General features: G+C 38.0%; 12 protein-coding genes. 8 read left to right on the top strand and 4 right to left on the bottom strand.

The window, feature by feature from the left end; all coding sequences use genetic code 11:
• Positions 1 to 124: 124 nt before the first annotated feature.
• From T543_RS10405 to T543_RS15315, 5 genes are all read left to right on the top strand, one after another.
• A complete protein-coding gene (locus T543_RS10405; protein ID WP_035768128.1) occupies positions 125 to 6490 on the top strand; it encodes an InlB B-repeat-containing protein in 6366 nt (2121 codons plus the stop codon).
• A 114-nt stretch (positions 6491 to 6604) separates the two neighbouring features.
• Positions 6605 to 7975 carry a GTPase HflX gene (gene hflX, locus T543_RS10410; RefSeq protein ID WP_081830021.1) on the top strand — a complete coding sequence of 457 codons (1371 nt, stop codon included), beginning with the start codon at positions 6605 to 6607 and terminating at the stop codon, positions 7973 to 7975.
• Positions 7976 to 8091: 116 nt separating this feature from the next.
• Positions 8092 to 8454, top strand: a complete 363-nt coding sequence (locus tag T543_RS10415; RefSeq protein WP_035768130.1) for a hypothetical protein — start codon at positions 8092 to 8094, stop codon at positions 8452 to 8454.
• 215 nt (positions 8455 to 8669) lie between these two features.
• Positions 8670 to 9749, top strand: a complete 1080-nt coding sequence (locus tag T543_RS10420) for a hypothetical protein (protein ID WP_035768132.1) — start codon at positions 8670 to 8672, stop codon at positions 9747 to 9749.
• An 834-nt stretch (positions 9750 to 10583) separates the two neighbouring features.
• The gene (locus T543_RS15315; protein ID WP_051638695.1) at positions 10584 to 14183 is read left to right on the top strand and encodes a leucine-rich repeat protein; all 3600 of its coding nucleotides are present in this window, start codon (positions 10584 to 10586) and stop codon (positions 14181 to 14183) included.
• Positions 14184 to 14346: 163 nt separating this feature from the next.
• Here the strand turns inward: T543_RS15315 and T543_RS10430 are convergent, their stop codons facing one another.
• Positions 14347 to 17121: an InlB B-repeat-containing protein gene (locus tag T543_RS10430; protein ID WP_035768134.1), complete on the bottom strand. Its 2775-nt coding sequence runs from the start codon at positions 17119 to 17121 to the stop codon at positions 14347 to 14349.
• 446 nt (positions 17122 to 17567) lie between these two features.
• On the opposite strand from T543_RS10430, the gene T543_RS10435 reads away from it, so the two are divergent.
• Positions 17568 to 19034 carry an AAA family ATPase gene (locus T543_RS10435; protein ID WP_242839502.1) on the top strand — a complete coding sequence of 489 codons (1467 nt, stop codon included), beginning with the start codon at positions 17568 to 17570 and terminating at the stop codon, positions 19032 to 19034.
• 15 nt (positions 19035 to 19049) lie between these two features.
• Positions 19050 to 19760: a hypothetical protein gene (locus tag T543_RS10440; RefSeq protein WP_035768136.1), complete on the top strand. Its 711-nt coding sequence runs from the start codon at positions 19050 to 19052 to the stop codon at positions 19758 to 19760.
• A 64-nt stretch (positions 19761 to 19824) separates the two neighbouring features.
• On the opposite strand, the gene T543_RS10445 is transcribed toward T543_RS10440, so the two are convergent.
• Entirely contained in the window at positions 19825 to 20373 is a 549-nt protein-coding gene (locus tag T543_RS10445; RefSeq protein ID WP_051638696.1) for a hypothetical protein, read from the bottom strand.
• A gap of 564 nt (positions 20374 to 20937) precedes the next feature.
• Here T543_RS10445 and T543_RS10450 point away from each other — a divergent pair.
• On the top strand, positions 20938 to 21873 hold the full coding sequence (locus T543_RS10450; RefSeq protein ID WP_051638697.1) for a hypothetical protein: 936 nt from the start codon (positions 20938 to 20940) through the stop codon (positions 21871 to 21873).
• Between the two features lie 128 nt (positions 21874 to 22001).
• On the opposite strand, the gene T543_RS10455 is transcribed toward T543_RS10450, so the two are convergent.
• Together T543_RS10455 and T543_RS10460 are read right to left on the bottom strand one after the other, a co-directional pair.
• Positions 22002 to 22190, bottom strand: coding sequence for a hypothetical protein (locus T543_RS10455; protein WP_155843233.1), 189 nt, complete (start codon positions 22188 to 22190; stop codon positions 22002 to 22004).
• A gap of 629 nt (positions 22191 to 22819) precedes the next feature.
• Positions 22820 to 23032, bottom strand: a complete 213-nt coding sequence (locus T543_RS10460; protein ID WP_035768140.1) for a hypothetical protein — start codon at positions 23030 to 23032, stop codon at positions 22820 to 22822.
• Positions 23033 to 23138 lie beyond the last annotated feature (106 nt).

The raw sequence follows: 23138 nt of genomic DNA on the forward strand, positions 1-23138 counted from the left end.
CTTGTTTAATATTTGTCAAGTACGAATTTTGCATACTTTATTACATTTTTCGTATCCTAGGCTGAAAGAAAATATCATAAAATATACATTGTGCTATGAAGAAAATCTTTTCTAGGAGGATATTATGCGAAAAAGTATTGCAAGAAAACTTGCCGGATTGCTGGCAATTGTAGTAATGACAACTACATTTGCGTCTGATTACAACAGCATCGGTGCGAGGGCTTCTGAAGAAAATGCAATCGAAGCTGAAACACTTGAAACAGCTACGGATGCAGAAGCTTCTGAAGAATCTGAAGTTGTCGAAGATTCTCAGGAAGTGACTGAAGAAGCAGAGAAAGTTGTTGAAGAAGTTTCTGAAACAACAGAGGATTCAGAAGAAACAGCTGAGGCAGAGGAGCAGACAGAAGAAGCTGCTGAGCCTGCTGAGGATGCAGAAGAGACATCTACAGAAGGAAGCGAAGAAGTAGCTTCTGAGGAAACTCCAGCAGAGGAAACTCCTGTAGAGGAGACTCCCGCAGAGGAGACACCTGCAGAAGATGCAGCTGCAGAAGAAACAGCTGAGGATGTTTCTGTAGTAAATATTACTTATACCGCCGGTGTTGGTGGAACTGTCAGCATAGAGTCTGAGCAGGTAACTGATGCTGCTGCCGGCGCTACAGCTACTGCTGACGATGGGTACAAATTCGTCAACTGGACAAATGAAGACGAAGTGATCGTTTCAGAGGATGCTACATTTACTCCTTCAGGCGATCAGCTTGTTGACGGAGCTGTATACTATGCCAACTTCATGAAGGCTGAGAAGGAATTTAGATGCGAGAAAGAAATTGATGGAATTAAGATTACATTATCCGCAGATAAAGGTGTCCTTCCTGCAGACGTTGAACTCAACATCGTAAAGGTTGAGAACGAAGTTGAAGAGCAGATCACAGAACTTCTTGATGAGAAGACCGGTGATGATGTAGAAGTTGCAAAGACATATTCTTACGATATCACTTTCAAGGCTGAGAGTGCTAAGACAGAAGAGAACCCTGAGGGTATCGTTCAGCCCGAAGATGAGAAGACAGTAGAGATCAAATTTTCACAGATCGAAGAAGCAGCAAGTGCTGATACAGAGCTTGCAGTTTACCACGTAGAGGATGATATTTCAGATGCTGATATAGTTGCAGAAGCTGATAGCAAGACAGCTACAGATGTAGTTGTTGATGCAGAGCACTTCTCAATCTATTCTGTTGTATTATATGAGGATCATCTTATTCATAAAGATCACAAGTATCCTGTAAATATTTCCGTAGTTGATGAACTCGGAAATGATATTACAGAAGGCAAAGAAGTAACTATTTATTTGGATAGAGGATACAAAAATCATTACTACATTTCTACAGCTGATGCTGCAAAGGAAATGGTTAATTTTGTAGATAACCAGATTTTTACATTTGTACGTGCTACTTGTAATGGTAAAGAGTTCGATAGATTTAATAAAGCTGATGGCGATAACAAGGTAAAACTTTATAATGGCAATACAAAAGTAGCAGACTTGGATGATGTTAAGGATTCCGGAATTACATTTGAGTATGCACATGTTACGCTAGATCACCTGGACTTTGGATTCATGGATCCGGAAGAGTACAACTATTACAAAAATAATAAAGCTGTTATAACAGCTCAGATTAGTAATGGCAAACCTATTCAAATGTATTCAACAGGACAGGATGCTGACATCAATTCTTATGAGTACAGAGCAGATTTATATAATTATGGTGCTGATCAGTATGCGATTGCAACTGAAACAATCAAGTTTACTATCCAAATTGGTGACCAGGTATTTGAAAAGACAACAACTAAGAAGGATAATGCAGAGGCTGCAGAAAGATGTTATACAAATCATAATTGGCGACAGCAGGGAGCTTATGGATTTGACTATGTATTTAGCTTTGCAGATGATTTCAAATTAAAGGGTGACGTTGTATACCACAAGAATGATGGCACTGAAGTAAAATGGGCAGATACTGTCAACTTTGGATGGAATACTACAAAGGAAGATTATTCTGTTCTTTCAATAGATACTATCGCTAATAAAGAATCTGCACCTGAGCAGTTCAATGTTTATGCAGATCATGTATTTAAGGGCTGGAGAACCAAAGATGCAAGTGGCAAGATAAATCTTGTATATGAATATAATAATGGTGAATTCTCTCCTGCTTACTGCAAAGTAACAAAGGGTACTACTTTAGATCTTTATGCAGTATGGGAAGAAAATACAACTAGTTATACTATAGTTACTAAGTATGAAACACCTGAAAACAAATATAAGGTAACAACAGAGACTGTAAGTGGTGTTGTTGCTGGATCAGAAGTTGATGCTGATACAATTGATAAAAATATAGATGGTACGAAGTATGAGCTTAATAGTAATGAAAGCACAAGCGGAAAAGTAATAGTTGCTAAAGACGGAACAACTAAGATTATTAAGGTATATGACCTTAAATGTGCGGACTACAAAGTAGAGTATTATTATCAAGACTCTCTTGGTAATTATCCTGAGCAGCCTGATAGTAATGTTGTAAGATCTGGTAAGATTGGAACAACTGCTCAGGTTACAGATGATGATAAGAAATCTACTAAAGAAGGCTACACATATGATGAATCTAAGACTAATGATTCACAGAAGACGATTAAGCTTGATGAAAAGACAACTCTTAAAGTTTACTTTAAGAAAGATGTAACTGGGAAAAGGGCATTCTTTTACGTACTTATTCCTACAGAGAACACGAATGTTCCTAAGGATTCAAGTCCACAGAGTACGGCAAGATTTACACCGGGTGAAGGTGGAGAATATCATAGCTGCCAGGGTGTAGGTGTTGATTATACAACTGAGGATTTCAAAAAAAGAGCTGGTTATGATGGTAAAAATATTTATGATATCACAGGAGTAAATGTCAAGAACTGTATAGTTGATATGCCTGAGGATACCAAAAATAAGATTACAGGAAACATACAGAAGCTTTATGGTAATAATTATTCTGTAGATAATGTTGTATGGTATACATATAAGAATGCTAATGATGGCGCTGGATGGCATTTTGACGGATATGTGCAGGGCGTTGATGTCGATGTGACATATTACCTTAATTCCAAGACAGATAAGGAAACAAAAGTTTCATCTAAAGAAAAGACAGGCGAGTATACAATAAAAGACAATTCCTTCAATAATCCTGGGTATACATTTGTTAATTGGAATACTAAGCCAGATGGTACTGGAGAAACTTATAATGCCAATGATGTATTTTCTCTTAGAAGCAACCTTGTTCTTTATGCAAAGTGGAAGCCTGTAGATTATAAAACTATATATCTTGATGAGGATAAGAAAGAACTTGGCAAAAAAGAAGATCAGCATTATGGTGATACAACATATACTCTTGATACGGATCCTACAAAAGAAGGATATGAGTTCACAGGCTGGGTTAAGAAGGATGATGTAAATAATACAAAGTATTTAACAGCTGATATTAAGAAGACAAAAGTCACAGGCGATGTTACTTATATTGCCACATATAAGCAGGTAATATTCAAAGCATATTATAAGGTAGAGTACTATTATCAGACGAAAGAAGGTACTATCCCGAAGAACACTAATGAGGCGTCAAAATTAAGAACCGCTTATGTTAATACATCAATAAATGATGGCAAGACATTGGTTGAAATAGAAGCTGCTGATAAGACACGTACCAAGAAAGATGTCTTTAAGCTTCTCGATGAGGGCGAAGGAAATCTTTGGAGCGGATTTGTAACAAAGGATAATACAAAGAAGAATCCCCTTATCCTCAAGGTTTATTATGTAAGAGATGATTTGGCAGGCATTACAATTACAATCACCTCTAACACTAATGAAAAGATTTATGATGGTACTGATCTTACAGATGCAGGATTTACCTACACAGCTACAGGTAAGGATGCAGATGGAAAAGATGTTGATCTTAAGGATCGTTTTGAGGTAGAAGTAGTTAATTCAGGTAAGATTCAAGGAAAAGGATCTACTTCAAATACAGTTAAATCTTTTGTGATTAAAGATAAGGAAAAGAACCAGGTTTATGCTTACCAGAGCGCTAAGTATAAAAAACAGACTGATAATGTTTACGTATTTAGAAAGAAGGAAAGTTCTCTTATAGAGAATACCGGATTCTTTGTAAACTATATCATTGTTAAGGAAGGAACTCTTACAGTTACTCCCAGAAAAGTAACTATCACAGTTCCCGGTGTTGAGAAGTTCTATGATGGAACTGCTTATAGCGCAAGTGATTATGATAAGTCAAAAGTGACAATCACAGCTGAGTATACTGCAGAAGAGATTGCAACACACAAGAACAATATGAACTTGTCACTCAGACTTGGAAAGAATGCAATTACAGTTAACAATAATGTAGTAACAGTAGCAGATAGCCGGGGTACAGATGAGATCAAGTTAAATACAGGAAAAAAAGTCAGAGGTTCAAAGAATGGTTGGGAAATCCAGCTCAATGGAAAAGATATCAAAAAGAAACATTATGACAACTACGATCTGACCATTGTAAACGGAGACCTTGTTATTAAGCCTGTAACAGCAACAATTACAATTCCTTCTGCTGAGAAGGTTTACAACGGTAAGGCATTTAGTAACGAAGAGTACAGTGCATTCCTTACTGCTAATAATACAAACGAAAGCTATACAAACCTTCCTGGTGGTCTTTCATTTAAGGATGGTAAAGTTAAGGTATCTCTTGCTGATTACACAGATGTTATCTACAATCAGGAATATGATGTAGCTGACTGGAATAGGGATGCTGTAACTCTTGATACCGATAATACTGTTATAGTAAATAAAAATAATGATCCTGTTGATTATGAGGTAGTTTATTCTGACGATCAGGATAAGGATACATCAAATGCAAATATAGTACTTATCGTTTCAAAGGGTAGCCTCAGAATCCTTCGCAGGAATGTAACTCTTACATCTAAGACACTTACCAAGGAATTTGAACTTGGTGTTCCGCTTACAGCAGATGAGAGAGTTAAGGCCGGTGAAACAGACGCTAAAGAGATAACTGCAAATGCGTATAAGGATTACACAGTTGATGGTTTTGTTAAGGGTGATGGTTTCGTAGAAGGTGAAGGACTTAACACCGAGAAGACCAAGTTTACAGGTGAAAGAATTGATATTGGTGGCACAGATGAAAAAGAAAATACATTTGAGTATGTATTAAAGGACAACACTAAGGCTACCAACTACAAGATCACATCAGAGTATGGAGATCTTGTTGTTACAAAGCGTGATCCTGAACATAAGTACAAGATCAAGATTGCACTTTCTGCTCAGACTGATGAAGCAGGCAGAGACACAACTGTTTACTACAGTGGTGTTGAGCAGAAGGCAAATATGAAGGTTGATGTAACTATTGATACACACCAGATTACAGATGCTATTACAGATTCTGATGTCTTTGCAGGTCTTTCAGGTGCAGTTAAGAATGCTCTTAACGCAGCTGTTGGAAGCATCAAGGCACATGCAGAAGAGGGATTTGTTTTACCTGATGGTGCAGTACTTATCCCTGAGCATAACGAAACAATAAATGACAAGATGTCAGTAAGAATCAGCCAGCTCTACCTTACAGGTGGTGCAGGAACAGATGCAGGTGATTATCCGATCTTCCTTCACGAGAGCAACATGAAGATCGAGCTTCTCTATGATGGAAAGACATTTGATCTTTCAGATGAATTTGAAATTGAGATAGAGAAAGACGGTCAGAAGGTTACTACAGATGATGCTGCAACACTTGCAGCTGATGCAGAGGATGAGACTGTAGTAGAAGATAAGACGGATATCATCGGATACCTCCACGTACTTAAGAAAGATGTAGTACTTACATCAGCTTCAGCTACAAAGGTATACGACGGAACACCTCTTACAGCTCCTACAGTTACAGCTTCTGAGAACACTGAGAAGACAGGATTCGCCACTGGTGAAGGTGCAGCATACAATGTAACAGGAACAATTACCGAACCCGGAACTGTTTCAAATACATTTACATATGCACTTCAGGAAAACACACTTGCAGCTAACTATAACATCTCAACTGAGGAAGGAACACTTACAGTTACTAAGCAGACTGAAGAAAATCCTCCGGAAGAAGATGACAAGAAGAATGACAAGAAGGATGACAAGAAGGATAAGAAAGAAAAGAAGGAAAGCACAAACAGTGCACCTTTCGATGATTCTTCATACGATGATTCTTCAAATGATTCTGCAAATAGTGCACCTGCAAATAACGGTGAGGTTCTCGGCGTAAACAGAGAAGCTGATGGACAGGGCGAAGAAGCAGCAGTACTTGGAGCAAGACGCGCAGGAACAGAAGATAGCACAAACTCAGCAAGAGTAATCGTTATCCTCATTGCAGCAGGCGCTGTCGCATCAATACTTGCTGTAAGCAGAAAGAAAAAGGAAGATAAGAACAACTGATAATATTCTTCCATCATAAATTTTAGAAGGGGCGTCACAAAGTGACGCTCTTTCTTTATGGGTAAATATTGTATTTTGTTGTGTGCCGTGCACTAAGTATATATAATAAAAAACATGAATAAGAAGAATACTAATTACAAAGAAACTACATACAGTACAGATCAAAATGCTGAATATTTTGAGGGGAAGGACGCTCCCTATGCAATACTTGTGGGACTTACATCAGGCAGCACCGATGATGACAGGTTTCAGAGGTCAATGCGGGAACTTAATGAGCTCACAATTGCATGCGATATAGAGGTTGTTGGGACAATTACCCAGAGCCTTCCTCATCCTGATAATGCTACTTTCATAGGAAGCGGCAAGGTAGAGGAATTATATAACCTTATTAAGATGCTCGATGCTGACATAGTGATCGTATCAGACACCTTGAGCCCGGTTCAGATAAGAAACCTTGAGAGAGCACTTGATACCGAAGTTATGGATAGAACGGGACTGATCCTTCAGATTTTTGCAAGCAGAGCCAAGACCAAGGAAGCAAAAATGCAGGTTGAATATGCGCAGCTTCAGTTTATGCTTCCCAGACTTGCCGGAATGAGAAGCGAGCTTAGCAGGCAGGGCGGAGGTAGTGGCAGATTATCCAACAAAGGTGCAGGTGAAAAGAAGCTTGAACTGGACAGGCGAAGAATAGAGCACCGTATGGCAGAGCTTAGGAGAGAACTATCTGAGATAGAGCATGAAAGACAGGTGCAGCGCTCAAAAAGAATGCGCTCAGATATCGCCAGAGTATCTCTTGTCGGTTACACCAACGCAGGAAAATCCACACTTTTAAATGCTATGCTTGAAGCCGGTCATACAGAAGATATAGATAAAAAAGTCGTAATGCAGAAGGATATGCTTTTTGCAACCCTGGATACAACAGTCAGAAGAATTGAGATACCGGGGCATGATCCTTTTCTTTTATCGGACACAGTTGGATTTATTGACGAACTGCCGACAACCCTTGTAAAGGCATTCAGATCAACCCTTGCTGAAGCTGTCTACGCGGATATCCTTCTCATGGTGATCGATTTTTCGGATGAGGATTATATGGCTCAGATCGAGGTAACGCAGAAGACTCTGGCGGAAATAGGAGCACAGTCTATTCCGATCATCTACGTTTTCAATAAGGCTGACCTGGTTATAGGAAATGCTGAGCACGCATCTATGACCATTCCGCATGTTCGTGGAGACAGGATATACATGTCTGCGGAAAATAAGATAGGTATTGATGAGCTGGTAACCCTCATAGAGCACACACTTGAAGGGGAAAAAACCGAGTGCGAATTTATGATCCCCTACAGCGACGGTGAGGCTATACATGCCATAACCAAATCCGCGGAAATACTTGAAACCGAGTATCTAAAGGACTGCACATATATAAAAGCAAGAGCCGGAAAAAAGATAGTAGCCGCATATTCTGCATATCTTAAAAGTGACAATTAATTGTTAAGGAATTAATAAAAAACTAATAAATAATTGGTATACGCCGATACATATATTAGGTATGTGATAAAATTATTTAAGAGGGAAAATAGGTTACATACCTAAAGGAGGCGCTTATGAGTTATGATTTTTCTGCTTCCATGAGTAAACTGACTGATCTCTACATGAGCTCGGAAATTGTTGGGAAGAAAGACGTAAAAGATTATACGACAGTAGAAGAGGCCAAAGAAAAATTCGGAGATGCTTTTGCAAAAGCTTACGATTCGCTGACAGGTATGCGTGCTTTGGATTCTACCATGCGGACGAATTATGAGAACAATCATAAGGATGATCTGGAAGAGCGTTCTCAGGGCATGATGTTTTCAAAAGGCGGAAATAAGATAATTGATATGCTTGACACCAAACTTACAGACGACATGCAGGAGAAGGTTAATATCGCTATGGAAAGCGCATTGGATGATATGATTGACAACTTCTGATACTAGGGGACGGGGTTAGTGGACCATTTTTGAGGGTCTGACGTGGAGTCAGACCCTTTTAGTATGCTTTAAAACTTTTTTTCATTTTTTTTATTATATTTTGAAATTTTTGTTGGACATTTGTTGGACTGACTGTTTTAAAATGAGGGCGTAATAAAGAAATAGGGCAGCACACTTAAGTGCTGGTATGATATTTTCGAAGAGGGGGAAAAATTATGCCTATCCAATTTAGCGGTAATGTAAGAAACAATGTCGATGAAAAAGTAAGAACAAAATTATGGAATGCTGCAACCAATTGTTACAATAACAAAGTAGGTGAAAGTGCAGATTACAAAGAATTTAATTCACTTCTAGGAAATGATATCAGTGCTTTGGAATCTTTCCATGATTCATTGAATAGTACATTGACCTATGCAAAAGGATCGAATTATGAGGTAATAAAGCAGGACTACATAAATAATGCTAATGATTTGTACAGGTTTTCACCCGTTGGTATTAATGCAATTCTTGAGAATCTGAAGATTAACAAAGATGGCAAAGAAATGTCTTATGCTAAGGCATATGGATTTGGTAAAGTCACAACTAATGAAGAAGCAAATACTGTTGCGGCTCACATTGCATTAAACTTTACCGATGGTGATATTGCACAAGGCAAATATACAGCAACCTATGACGGCAGAGAAGTCAGACCTGCATCTGAAAAGGCTTTGGAACAATTTAAGGAAGAACAAAGACAAGAGTCATTAGCAAAGGAAACAGTCGGAAAGCCAAAGTATCCGGGCATATGGGTATGGTTTAAGTCAAAAGTTGCTAAGCTGTTTGGCAGAAAAAACTCTGAGTCAATTAAGATGATGAATGATTATGAGACAAAGCTTAATGCATATAATCAGAATAGGAAAAAATCCGAAGAGGAATACAAACTAAAGGCAGCTCAGCTAGAAAAAGATAATGCAATTAATAGTTTTGATGAGCTTTATCGTGGCGCAGAAACTATGGTGGCTTCTATTAAGTTCAATATCAGTAAGAATCAATCTTATAACGGATTAGAAGAAAGGTATAAAGAACAATTTAAAGAGCTTGTAAAAGTGTCAGAGAAGCTTGAAAATATAGAATTTAAAAATAAACTCAAAGAACTTGAGAATAAGTATAAGACAGTTACAGGCAAAGTCAATTCAAAGAATATGGATGAAGTAATGAAGGATAACAATATCGCATTCAGTACAAAGTCCGATGTGAAAAGAACCAGCAGAGTTAGTAGTAATAATAAAAAAATGCAGCTTAACAATAACTTCTAAAGCATTTTGGTCCCTAGGGACGGGGTTATGAGACCATTTTTGAGGGCCTAAGAGTATCTAAGAAATAATAAGTAAGTCGGATATGTTTAGAATAGTCAGATGAATGAAAAACTGCCATACGCCCGTGTGGCAGTTTTTTTGTATCCGGGAAAGCAGTAATGGGTGTAATATATGCTTTTCTGATACGAGGGTAAGGCTATCAGTGGAGATTACCGCACAATTACTATGCAATCATTTTTTACGATAAAAAATAAATTCAAACCCCATTTTATTATTTTGGCCTTGTGAATATATATAACATGACTAAAAGAACAGAATAAATGAAATGTATTTTATACTTTTTTAATAATTTTGTTCTTCAGGTCTGGTTGTTAAGTGGTATAATCATTAATGTTAGTGAATAACTTAATGGTTAATCGTTAACAATTTCTTATGAAGGGGAAATGGTCGGAAGACCATGATGAGGAATGGTTTGTTTGTTTCCGGTAATGTCACAACCGGATTTGGTTTAAGGATTTTCTTTATCCTTTATTCTATTCTCATATTCTTTTTTAGAATTCCCTGGAGTAAACGCACCTTGATAATTGAATATGGTAGTTAATTGCTTTTTACTTTTTGTTGTGAAGATGTGTGACAAATTTTGTTTTGTTACATGTCCTCTTCTAAACCGCTTGATTACTGAAGTTAGACGAATTTGTCTATGCTCAAAATGTGATTTTAACGTCTGGTTAAGCCAGCGTGAAAACCACGTCGTTTTGACCAGACGCTAAACACATTAGTGTCTGACTTTGTCGCGACAAAGGACGAATAATTTCATATGAAAGGGGACAATTTATGAAGAAACTAACAAAAGGTAGGTCTCTGTCAGGTGCTCTTGCTACAGCCCTGACAGTGGCAAACATGGGTGCATTGATGCCTATGACGGCATATGCAGCTGACCCTCAACCATCAACTTTACCGGCAGCTTTTGACTTGGATAATGCAGTATGGGATATATCTTTTACAGATAAGGATCCTAGTGCATCGAGTGAATTTTATGACAAGGATGAGGCCAATAAAACGGTAACATTCACAATAAAAGATGATATACAAGCGGATACAAATGGTGTATGGACGATTAAAATAAAGAATGGAGCTACTTTATTAGATAGTACAGCGACGGCAACTTTACCATCAAGCGGTTGTGATGGAAGCACCGGTAATGAGCTAGGTGGTAAACTAAAATTTAATGCTCTTACAACTCCAGGAGAGACAACAACTTTTGCTGTTGAATATGACCAAGACGGTACGGGAACAGGTTATACCCCCATTGAAGTTGATAGTAAGAGTTATATTTTCAAGACCAAAGCTGATGGTGAGGCTCTCAAAGGTGTCGTTACATTAACAGGAAGTCCGAGTACCTATACTGGTCAGGCGGTTGATCTGGGATTGGAAATTGGAACTCCGGCGGAAGGATATTACATAGATAGTTCTACGACTTATATAGTTGATAAAGCAGTTGGTAATACGGTAACCGCAACTCTATCTGGTGACTACACCACAGCAGAAGCATATGGAGCAGACAAGAAGGTGTCAGTAACCCCTTCGACATCAGGAACGGCCAAAATTGGTGTATGGGCTGCATCTAAGGGTACTGATATTCAGGCATTAGATATTAAAGAAATTGAAGTTGTTAAAGCAGATATCACGGGGCTTACACTTACTGGAACAGGTGAGAATATTGGTATAAATGATGCTAATGTAACAAACACTGGTATCTCATTAAGTGCTTCTGAGACATACAATCATCCAAATGGTGGTGCACAGATAAAATGGGCGATTGTAAAGGATTATGGAAAAACAACTGCAGCAACAGGAACTGCAAAGTTTACCATAAAAGTTAACGGTGGAAATGATGCCACAACAAAGGCAACAAAAGCACCTTTTACAGGAACAGGATTTACGGATACAGCAGTAATTGGCGCTGGAGCAGGCTTAGCTACGGCTGATGTTGGAGAGTATACTGTTATTGCCTATACAGGTGGTGAGGCAAATACGGCAACTACTTTTGCTAATCCGGTAGCTACAAAGAAATTTACAGTTGTAGATGCACCTGCTTTGAAGATCAAGGATGCAGATAATAAAACAACTGGAAGTTTTTATGTAGGACAGTGGGCAGAACTTGGTCTTTATGCAGGCACAAAAGAGAAGAGAACTTCTAATGAAACATTTACACTTGATGATGCAACAGATGCAGAATTTGTAACTATAAGCGGAAATGTAGTTACTGTAAATAAAGTGAAGACTACATCAGGTGGAACAGTTAAGATCAATGCTTCCTATGAGATAGTAGATGGCGTTTCTGATAAGACATCAGCAGGTGAACAGTACACACTTACAACAGTAGCAGACGGACTTACAGTCGCTCTTGGAAAGAAAGCTGTAGCTGGCAAGGATCTAAATGCTGCAGGTCATCTTGAGATTGGTAAAACAACCACGGTAGTTGCAAAGTTTGCTGGAAAAGAGGTAGGTTCAGCTGATGGTCTTGAGTGGAGTGTAGACGACGAAAAGATCGCAACAATTGATAACGATGGTAATATTAAAGCAGTAGGTGCCGGTGCAGCAGTATTTACAGCTAAGTATACGGATAAAAAAGGTGTTGTATATCCATCAACTCCTACTACTCTTACAATTACCGTGGACGCGATTACATATGATGTGATTGACGAAGATGGAGAATCTTTTGGAACCACCACTCCAACAACAAATATACTGATTGGAGATTCAAAGACATTTACGCTTGTTACATCTAATGGCAGTGAGATAGAGAATCTTACATGGTCTTCTGATGACAAGAACATAACTGTAGACAATGGAACAATTACAGTCCAGAGTGGTGCTAAGGCAGGCGACGTAGCACATGTTAAGGCACTTGTAAATGGAACAGCAGTTGCAACAATTACAGTTAATGCAAAGGATGTAATATGGTCCGTAGTTGATGAAAATGGTGATACCGTAACTGCTCCGAGCATTTTCAATGGTGAAACTATCACTCTTACAGCGCTCCGTAATGGCGAACCTGTAGATGGCGAATGGAAACTCGACACAGGTAAGACAAATGCAAGTATTTCAATTAGCGGAAACGTGCTTAAAGCAACAACAGCTCCCGCATCAGATGATAGTGATAACGGAATTGTATTCTTTGCTTCAACAAATAAGACAACAACACCTGATATATCAGCAATAAATGTTGAGGTCAAAGCGAACGTTTATGAATTTTATATTGATGATACACTTGCAGCTCCGACAACTGCTACAACATGGGCAGGAAAGAACTATGCCCATACAATAGGAAATATGGAAGTAGGCGAGTCTCACACAATTAAGTTCATGTTTGGTTCAGAGGACATTACAACTAAGGGTACAACATATACTTATGACGAAGAAGTATTTAACATCGAAAATGGTGTACTTACAGTTATAGGAGAAGGTTCTGGGGCTACAATAGAAGTTGAAAACAAGACCGGTACTACAGTCAATGCTAAAGGTACATTTACTGTAACAACTATCTATGCCGGCAAAGGTGCTGCACAGAAGGCAGAGACAGCTATAAATGAAGCTGACAATGCAGAAAGTTCAGCAAAGGATGCTATTGATAAAGCAGCAAAGGCAGCTGAAGCAGCAGAAGCTACAAAGAAAGATCCTACAGCTGAAAATCTCACAAAGGCACAAGACGCTCTTGAGGATGCACAGAAAGACCTTAAGACAGCAGAGGCATCACTTGAGGCAGCGCAGAAAGCTTATGAAGAAGCAGTTGCTGCTGGTGCAAAGTCAGATGCTGCAAAGCTGGCAGTTGATGCTGCAGAAGAAAGGGTTGAAGAAGCAAAGGCACTCGTTGAAACAGCAAAAGAGGATGTAGCAGCTGCTGAGGCAACATTCAAGGAGGCAGCTACAGAAGTTGAGAAGGCTAAGAAGGCCGAGGAAGAGAAGAAAGCAGAAGAACAGAAGGCAGCCGACCAGAAGGAAGGTGCTACAGGCACAGACGCTACAGCTAATGCTAACTTCACAGTTACAAGCACAGCTGACAAGACAGTTGCTTACACAGCTCCTGCTACAAAGGCAAAGAAGGTTACAATTCCTTCAACAGTAACAATCGATGGTGAGAAATTCACAGTTACCGAGATTGCAGCAAATGCATTCAAGAACGACAAGACTGTTACAACTATCACAATCCCTGCATCCATCAAGAAGATCAATTCTAATGCATTCAAGAATGCTAAGAACCTTAAGAAGATCAACGTAAAGGGTGCTAAGCTCGAGACAGTTAAGAAGAACGCTTTCAATGGCATCAAGAAGAACGCTACAATCAAGGTTACAGGCGCTAACAAGAAGGCCAACAAGAAGCTTCTTAAGAAGACAACAGCTGTTAAGAAGGGTAACGTAAAAGTTAAGTAATTAACGGTTTATACAAAAGTAAAAAGAGGTACAATTAACTACTATTTCAATGAAAAGAGGCTTGCAGCCATCACGGCTGCAAGCCTCTTTAATTGAAATAGTAGTTAATGCTTAATACTTATGTGTTATTCCTAAACACTTAATTAATCAATAGCTTAAATAATTACTTCTTGTAAACAATCTTAACGTTCTTGTTTACCTTCTTAGCTGCCTTAACGATAGCCTTAGCAACCTTGGAAGTCTTCTTAACGCCCTTGATTGTTACTTTCTTAAGGTTCTTAGCGCCCTTAAATGCATTCTTGTTAACCTTTGTAAGATTCTTTGCATTGATAGTAACGTTCTTAACCTTCTTGCCTGTGATAGCCTTCTTGGCAAGTTCTACTACAGGATATTCAACACCGTTAACCTTGACTGTATCGCCAATTTTAACTTTATTCTTGTTGTCTGTTGATGTAACAACAACGCCCTTACCATCAGATGTAGCCTTTACAGATGCACCGTCGTCAGACTTACCTGATTCATTAGGCTGGAGACCTCTGTTTGCATAAGCGGTCTTAGCTGTAGCAAGTTTATCTGTTGCTGCCTTAAGCTCTGCATCTGTTGCTCCAGCTGCCTTAGCTGCTGCGATAGCATCATCAGCTGCCTTAATACTAGCTTCTGTAGGATTAGCTACTGCTGCGTCAGCTGCCTTAACTGCTGCTGCGATTGCATCAGCCTTAGCTGCTTCTGCTGAACCATCATCTACCCATACTGCAAACAGGGTTGTTGCTTCTTTGATATTCTCAGTTGTAGCCTCATCTGTGTAAACTACATCACCTGATGCTGATGTTGCCCATCCTGCAAACTTCTTACCTGCAGGAGCTGTGAATGCATTTGCATTGAGCTTATCTCCAGCCTGCTGTGTAATTTCCTGAACATCCATTGTTCCAGAACCGCCGTTTGCTACAAATGTAATCTTATATGTTTCAGGATTTCCCCAAACAGCATACAATGTTAAAGTAGCGTTATTAAGACCATTTGTATCGTTGGCATCAAGAGTTTCCCCAAGTTCATATACCACTGTTGTTCCAGTATTGGTTGTATCCCATCCCTTAAGTGCATAACCCTTCTTAGTAAATCCTTCTGATGCAAGTGTAACTTCTTTATCACCATAAACGTACTCAGTTGCATCAATTTCACCATCTCCGCCTTTAGGGTTATAGCTTATTGCTTTAATGGGTAACAAAACAGGATAAAGTGTAATATCAGCATTATATGGAGCATTACCGACAGTAAAACTATCACCAACATTTAAAAATTTGCCTGAACCTGTGGACTTTCCATTTGAGATATCTAAACTCGTACTAGGAGAAGCTACATCAGCATCAAGCGTAGCATATCCTACAAATGTATTTTCTGCAGGAATAAGTTCTTTAGGATAATCCAATGCTACATGACTTGTACTCTCGCTATAGGTTGCTATATAATCTGCATACTTTGTTACATAGCTAGGATTAGTTGACAATGTTGTCGTGTCCGTTACTCCATTATATACAACATTGTGACCTTCCTCAGTTACTGGATAAAGTGCAAGTGTATAATTGGAACCAGACACTGTGAGTATACTCTCACTAAGAGTAACCTTTGCATCTTTTGCATAACTCTTAACCATGGTTGAAGCATTTGTACTCCATCCTATAATTGCCTTACCTGTCTCTGTATATCTAATCTTAGATAAATCAAGAGTTTCTCCTACCTTGAGAGATGTAATTACAGCTGTTGCAACTGCACTCGCACTTCCGGTCGCAGTACTATCAAATGAGAACTCGTCTGATGTCTCCACGAACGCTGCTCCTGCTACCTTAGCACCTGTAAGTGTTATTGTAAGATTAGTTGTATTGTCTTCATACTGAGCATAATATGGAGTGTTCGCCGACAGTGTTACTTTGCTACCAGGAGCAACCCAGTCAGCCTCAACATCGTTAGGCTTTTTAGACCATCCTGCAAGCTTCTTTCCGCTCAGATAAACATCATCTGTTCCAGGAAGAGTTATAGTTCCATCCTTTGCAGCATAAAAAGGTCCAGCACTCCATTTATTCTTAAGAATTGCTCCTGTACCGTTAGTCGTTACATCAGGGGTTAATATCCAATATGCCTTATAGTTTGCCTTAACAGTTATATTACCCGCCATAGCAAAATTTGTACTACCACCCTCTGCTATTTTATATGCTGTCTCAACAGTTGCTGTACTAGGATCATCATTTATAGTTCCTATTGTCCATCCATCAAAATAATAAGCATCTGATGTCTTGGCGTTAAAGTCTGCTAGCGTTAAAGTTGTCAATTTATCACCCGAGGTATATGACTTAACTAAACCAGCCCCCGTTGCAATAGTATGGCTAGCATCAATATCAACAGCCTCACCATTTTGAATGTTCAAATTATATGTTACATCATTTTTTTCAGCTCGCCATACAGGATAAAGATTCATATCTGTGGTTTGTGGCAATTCTGTAAATTCATGAGCATCCTCGTAGTCCACATCAGCGCTCTTAGTGTACACCTTGCCAGCAGTACCATTGCTCCATCCCGCGAAAGTATACCCACTCGGAGCATTCGCACCATCTTCGAACACTTTGCCAGATGAATTACCGTAAGCGGTTAATGAATATGCATCTTCAACATCTTTGTCTTCATCCACAACCACATTCTTATTCGTATTACTCGCTACCATATCAGTGGCTGCTGTGATCTGAGTACCTGTGCTGTCATATATCTTGCTGTTCTCAAATGTCTTACCATCAGCAGAAAGACTTCCTACACCTGAGTTGTAATAGGTAATGTCTATAACACTTCCGGCTGCCAATGCTGTCATGGGCATCAAAGCGCCCATGTTTGCCACTGTCAGAGCTGTTGCCAACGCGCCTGACAGAAGCCTACCTTTTGTTAGTTTCTTCATAAATTGTCCCCTTTCATATGAAATTATTCGTCCTTTGTCGCGACAAAGTCAGACACTGTATGAGTTTAGCGTCTGGTCAAAACGACGTGGTTTTCACGCTGGCTTAACCAGACGTTAAAATCACATTTTGAACATAGACAAATTCGTCTAACTTCAGTAATCAAGCGGTTTAGAAGAGGACATGTAACAAAACAAAATTTTACACTTAATAAGTGATATGATATTAAGAAAAGACAAGTCTTGAAACAAGTCTGTTTTTCCTAATTTATGAGGAGAAAAATAAAATGTGATTGAAAATGAAATAAAAGAAAAGTTAAAAGCGTTGTTCTTTTCAAATTAATCTGGATATTTTGTCGGATTTATATTATTATTGTATAGAAAGAATTCCTCGAATTCGGCATTAACTAATATGCAAATAGTATAAAAAGTAATATATGAGGTGGAAAATGGATAATAGGTATAGCGTTAGAATTATGCGTTCGGAGATTAATTACTTGAAAAATGTAAATTTTGGCGAAATTACTTACATGAATCATGGAAGCATAAATACCAAGGGAAAAGCAGATAAAACAGATGTTGTAGGTATTTATGGACAGAATGGCTCTGGGAAAACTGCTTTGGTAGAGTCACTTGATATACTGAAGTATGTATTAATGGGAATGCCAATTCCCTATGATTTTGCCGGCATCATCTCAAAAGAAGAACAGACAAAGCTTGTTACTGACTTTTATATAGAAACAAAGCAGTCCAAGTACAAAGTACAGTATGCCGTCTATTTACGTGTGAATGAAGAAATCCAGAAAATTGAGATTATTCGAGAGACACTTGTCTATTGGTTAAGAGGGTCCGCTTGGAAAAGTGAGCGTGATATTGACTTTGAAAATCCAAACTATGATGCAGTAGATCTTTTGGATCAGGAGGATTTAACAGTAAAATCGAACCATGCAGCTAATCTCAAATCAATTCCTTTCCTGTGGGCAATGCAGAAGCTCGCATTGATTTGCTCTCAACGTCATATTTCCGTATTCTTTAATACGCTTGTTTCCGATTCTTGTAAGTCAATGAAGTCTGACGAAGAAGCCATTAATTTCAGCAATATTATTCATGGTCTTATGAAATTTGGAATGGTAGACCTAAATGTAATACGTATAGAACAATTGGGACAGATTAATTCAAATATTGTAATCCCAATTAATGGCAGAAGCACTACAGAAAATACAATCACTCAGTCTAGGGTTACTCTTTACATCGCAGGTGAATCAGACATAGACAAAGAACTCTACGATCAGGTTACAATGACTATAGATGCAATTAATACTGCATTGAAATCAATTATTCCTGATCTGCAAATTGAGCTTGATAAAACTGCAGAATTTGAAAAACCAGATGGAAAAAAAGCGTTTAAAGTTAACATATATTCAAAACGAGGCGGAAAGAAGTTTCCTTTCAGATATGAATCTGAAGGTATTAAGCGAATCATTTCAATCCTTAATTATTTAATATCGGCATTTAACGAATCCAGTGTTTGCCTCGTGGTTGATGAGCTTGATTCTGGTATTTTTGAATATTTACTTGGAGAGCTATTAGGATTAATGCATAAGGAGATGAAGGGTCAGCTTATTTTTACATCTCATAATCTGCGCATTCTCGAGAAACTCGATGCAAAAAATATCATATGCACAACGACCAACCCCGATAATAGATATATCAGAATGGTGGGGATAGAAAAAAATCACAACAAACGTGACTACTATATCCGCGCTCTTACAGTCGGAGGACAAAAGGAAGATTTATATGACGAAGATGATTTAATAGCAATGGGTTATGCGTTCAGAAAAGCTGGGAATCCCAATAATAGAGTGACCCTCCAATTTTCTCCACAATTTGAGGAAGACCTTCATAAAGCAAACTAATAGGGAGGTTTCGAAATGGGAGAAGTAAAGAAAACTGTTTTGTTTATTGTCGAGGGTCCATCGGATAAGACAGCCCTCGAAAAAATCTTTAAGAAGATTTACAGAAGATCTAAAAACATTGTTTTCAAATTCACAAATGGTGATATATCAAGTGATCCAGATGTTGATACGAAAAACGTTGAAGATAAAATATACGATGTTATAGACAGGTTTACAAAAGATCAAAAGCTCCAAAAAAGTGACATTTATCAAGTAGTACAGATCTTTGATATGGACGGAGCATTTATTCCTGGTTCTGCCATTTTTGCAGGAGAGACTTACCGATTTGTTTATCAGGATGATGGAATTTACTGCAAAGATATTGAAAAAGTCAAAGAACGAAATAAAAAGAAGTCAGAAATCATAAGCTTTCTTTTGTCCATAACGGATATAAAAGGTATACCCTATGAAATGTATTTTTTGTCATGTAATCTTGATCATGCTTTATACAACGAACGTAATCTTGATGCAGATAAGAAACAGGACTATGCCGATGCTTTTTATGAAAGATTCATTGGCAAAGAAGAGAAATTTATTGATTTTCTAAAGACTGATGTTGTAAATGGCACTCCGGACTCCTTACCAGGTTCTTGGAGTTATATCAAGGAGGATTTGCATTCTGTAGAGAGGCATACTAATCTTCATGTCTATTTCATACAGCATCCTAGGCCAGATGATTTGCTATAAAGAAAAACCCCAAGTGCCACAATGCATCTGGGGTTGTCTTCTTTTGAAAGCCATTTTGATTAGATTACACCACAGAAGGAACTTGAATGCCATTATCGGCAAGCAGCTTCTCGGTTGCCGGTACATCAAGCCCAAGTTCTTCAGCAGCATCTTCTACAGATATTTTGCCTTTTTTTACCAAAGAAATTATTCCTTTCTGGTGCCCCTCTTCTTTCATGAGTTCACCCCATTTGGTCTCGTCAAACTCAGTCAAGCACATATCAACAACCTCCTTCCTATGTGTCTCTAAAAAGTCTTTTAGCACATTGTTCTTTATGCAGTCATCAACTGATTTCTTTACGGCATCTTCAATACCCATTGTCTGATTGTTTACAATTACTTCTTCGACAAAAGTGGAGTATTCCTTAAGTGGTTTACATTTGTTAAGGATATCTCTGTCTCTGTCGGATCTGATGTTGATCATTGTAGCTGTCCATTCAAACTTTCCGGGTTCATAATCACCCTCAAAAGCAGATGAAAGCTTTAACTCGATGATATCATCTGGCATCTTTGCCGAATTACCGTTATAGAAAACAATATACTTTGGAGCAGGAATCTTTAAAAGACTCGACATATATAGACGCTCTGTATCTGGTATAAGTTTTCTGTACAGCTTTTAACGAAATGTGAAAAAACGTTTTAACTATAACTTTTGATTTTACAACTTTACAACTACATCTTGACGCACATACTTGCTTTTGTCAAAGCCATGTTTCTCATATCTATCGCAAACTTTATTTCCCCATTAAACAGAATACAGCTGAGCATTCAGCTTCTCAGTTAACAGCCCAATCAGGCATCAATCCAGCAAAATTCTCATAAATATGCTATAATGCAATTAATAATATTATGTTTAAGGTTAGCTGCGTCTTTGTGATGCACAGTTTGTAAAGCCCTCAATAGCGGAGGCAGAATTTTGTATTTTAGGAAAAGGAAGTAATAGACTCATCTATTTCTGATAGTGATAAATGGATGAGGAACAATTATATGTGGACTATATTAGTCTGATAAGGAGGATTTAACTCCTTTAGCATAGGGATCAGGTCTCTATTATTTATCTATCAGAGACCGCCTATGGCTGAGTCTCTGTTTATATATATGTAACTGTAAACAAAGATTCAGAAAAGGGGAATCGCAAATGAACGAAGAAACAAAAAGGGCTGTCATTGCAGGTAATGCAGTAGGTTCAACAGCAGACAAAGTTGTCAAGCAAATGTTTGGACATAAGGCGATATTGGCACCTGTATTGCAATTTACGGTACCAGAATTTAGAAATTATTCAATCGAAGAGGTGATCAGGAGCATTGATGCTGAAAGCATAAGTGATAATATTCCTGTAGAGGACATCCCTCCAGAAGTAATTGATCGTGGTACAGAGATGTCATCCTATACAGAGAAAACCATTTTTTATGACAAGCATTTTATAGTAAAAAACCCAAAGCTTTCAAATGATATTGTAGTAATGCTTCATATTGATTTTGAAGTTCAAAACAATTACAAGCCAAGTTCTCCATCATATGCAATAATACAAAGAGCTGTATATTATGCAGCGAGAGAACTAAGCTCTCAACTTGGAGATCTTAAAGATACCACTAATTATGGTGATCTTGAAAAAGTATATTCAATTTGGGTGTGCAATAATGTTTCAGATCCCAAGCTAAAGAATACAGTAAGCTTGTACTCGATACAAAAGGAAGATATCATTGGTAATACAAATGAACCTGCGAGCGAACACGATTTGATGAGTGTTATTATTATCAGGCGTGGAACCGGAAAACAGCAGAGCAACGAAAAGATTTTCGATTACTTGACCAGTGTATTTGAAGGTGATATTAAAACACTTGAAAAATATACGGATGTAGACAGTGAGCCGGAAATCAGAAAGGAAGTGAAGAATATGAGCGGAGTCGGCGAATCATTGGTTATTGATGCTATGATGGATAATTTACAACATCAAATAGAAATAGGGCTAATCAAGGATGTGGATACTGCGACAAAGGCATATCCTGAATTAGAGCCAGTGGACATCCAGTCTGTTTTCGATTCTTTTCTTAAAAAAGGTGACAATGACTAAAGGCCAATAGCGCTGTTTTGTCCACATAAGAACAGGAGTTATAACAAAGACAGATATATCATTTTCGATATATCTGTCTTCTTTTTGTTGATCGTGTAAGGCAAGTATTATTTCTTCGTTAAGCTTTTTCAATTTGCAAGCACCTTAAATGCATCTGAGTATTTATCACACATCTTATCTCCAAACGAGAGCGCTTCAGCAACAGAAACGTTGTCTTTCTTATCAACGATATTGTTAATAAGAATAGATATGTGCTCGTACTCATTTTCGCTAAGCTTATTTAGGTTACTTACAGTTGTCTCCATCGGTATTTTCATAATCATACTCCTGCATCTCCTTTCTATGAAAATATTTATATTAACAGGGAAAGGAGTTGTCCTCTACTCCGTACCCTGATTGTTTTTATCCTTTCAGGGCACGTGCCCGTATATTTAGTTGTGTCTCCAAGATGCATCAATTGTCTATTACCATTGTGGCAAAAACAAAAGCAGATAGTGGAGAACCGTCATTTCTTCCTTTTTGCTGAATTCAGACCAACTTTGCTATGCTCTTAAAAATGAGATAAAAAGTAAAAAAAAAATCAGTCCTAAATTCACTAGCCATTCACATCCTTTTAAATGGTTATAACTCTCCTGTTACAATTCAAAAACATGCCTGCGTTATCCAGGACTTCACCAACTATCGTCTACAAAAGACGATTTAACCTTAAACATAAAAACTATATACATATTATAACATATGTAGTTGCCTTTTGTCGAAAATCCCCTAGAATAAGGGGTTAAATAGAAAAAGCTAGGCTGTAATCATTAAGAAATTATACGACAATAATTATAATAGCATGATAATACTCTACATTCTATAAATGTTATATCAGCAAGCGATGCTACGAAATAATGATAATCATACTATGGTATTGATTTTTTAGCTCTGCCCTATTTTTTTCGAATCATCTCTCTTCAATACAGACAGAAATCTTAAGTTTTCCTTTACCATTAGCCTTCTTGTATATGGCACTTGTTGTAAAGGAATTATCTTCATCTACAGTGTTTGATAGTCTCTTGGGCACTCTAGGCACTCTTGTTTTATTGCCTGCTGAATCAGTCATTTTTGTGTTAGCTAGAAATTCATTGACCATCTCATCTATTGTTTTCTTATCCATTCTCGATTCCTCCTTTGGCAAAATAACTGTACACCAGTGCGGTATTATTTTTAAATTAACTGCACACTGTTGCTTAGTTAATGCCAATATCTTATTTTGTATACTG

The sequence above is a fragment of the Butyrivibrio sp. NC2002 genome (assembly GCF_000702265.1).
In the GTDB taxonomy this organism is placed as follows: domain Bacteria; phylum Bacillota; class Clostridia; order Lachnospirales; family Lachnospiraceae; genus Butyrivibrio.

What these genes read in the sequence shown, in the direction of transcription:
- T543_RS10405 (WP_035768128.1), top strand. Translation starts at nt 125, where the DNA reads ATGCGAAAAAGTATTGCAAGAAAACTTGCCGGATTGCTGGCAATTGTA.
- hflX (WP_081830021.1), top strand. Translation starts at nt 6,605, where the DNA reads ATGAATAAGAAGAATACTAATTACAAAGAAACTACATACAGTACAGAT.
- T543_RS10415 (WP_035768130.1), top strand. Translation starts at nt 8,092, where the DNA reads ATGAGTTATGATTTTTCTGCTTCCATGAGTAAACTGACTGATCTCTAC.
- T543_RS10420 (WP_035768132.1), top strand. Translation starts at nt 8,670, where the DNA reads ATGCCTATCCAATTTAGCGGTAATGTAAGAAACAATGTCGATGAAAAA.
- T543_RS15315 (WP_051638695.1), top strand. Translation starts at nt 10,584, where the DNA reads ATGAAGAAACTAACAAAAGGTAGGTCTCTGTCAGGTGCTCTTGCTACA.
- T543_RS10430 (WP_035768134.1), bottom strand. Translation starts at nt 17,121, where the DNA reads ATGAAGAAACTAACAAAAGGTAGGCTTCTGTCAGGCGCGTTGGCAACA.
- T543_RS10435 (WP_242839502.1), top strand. Translation starts at nt 17,568, where the DNA reads ATGGATAATAGGTATAGCGTTAGAATTATGCGTTCGGAGATTAATTAC.
- T543_RS10440 (WP_035768136.1), top strand. Translation starts at nt 19,050, where the DNA reads ATGGGAGAAGTAAAGAAAACTGTTTTGTTTATTGTCGAGGGTCCATCG.
- T543_RS10445 (WP_051638696.1), bottom strand. Translation starts at nt 20,373, where the DNA reads ATGTCGAGTCTTTTAAAGATTCCTGCTCCAAAGTATATTGTTTTCTAT.
- T543_RS10450 (WP_051638697.1), top strand. Translation starts at nt 20,938, where the DNA reads ATGAACGAAGAAACAAAAAGGGCTGTCATTGCAGGTAATGCAGTAGGT.
- T543_RS10455 (WP_155843233.1), bottom strand. Translation starts at nt 22,190, where the DNA reads ATGAAAATACCGATGGAGACAACTGTAAGTAACCTAAATAAGCTTAGC.
- T543_RS10460 (WP_035768140.1), bottom strand. Translation starts at nt 23,032, where the DNA reads ATGGATAAGAAAACAATAGATGAGATGGTCAATGAATTTCTAGCTAAC.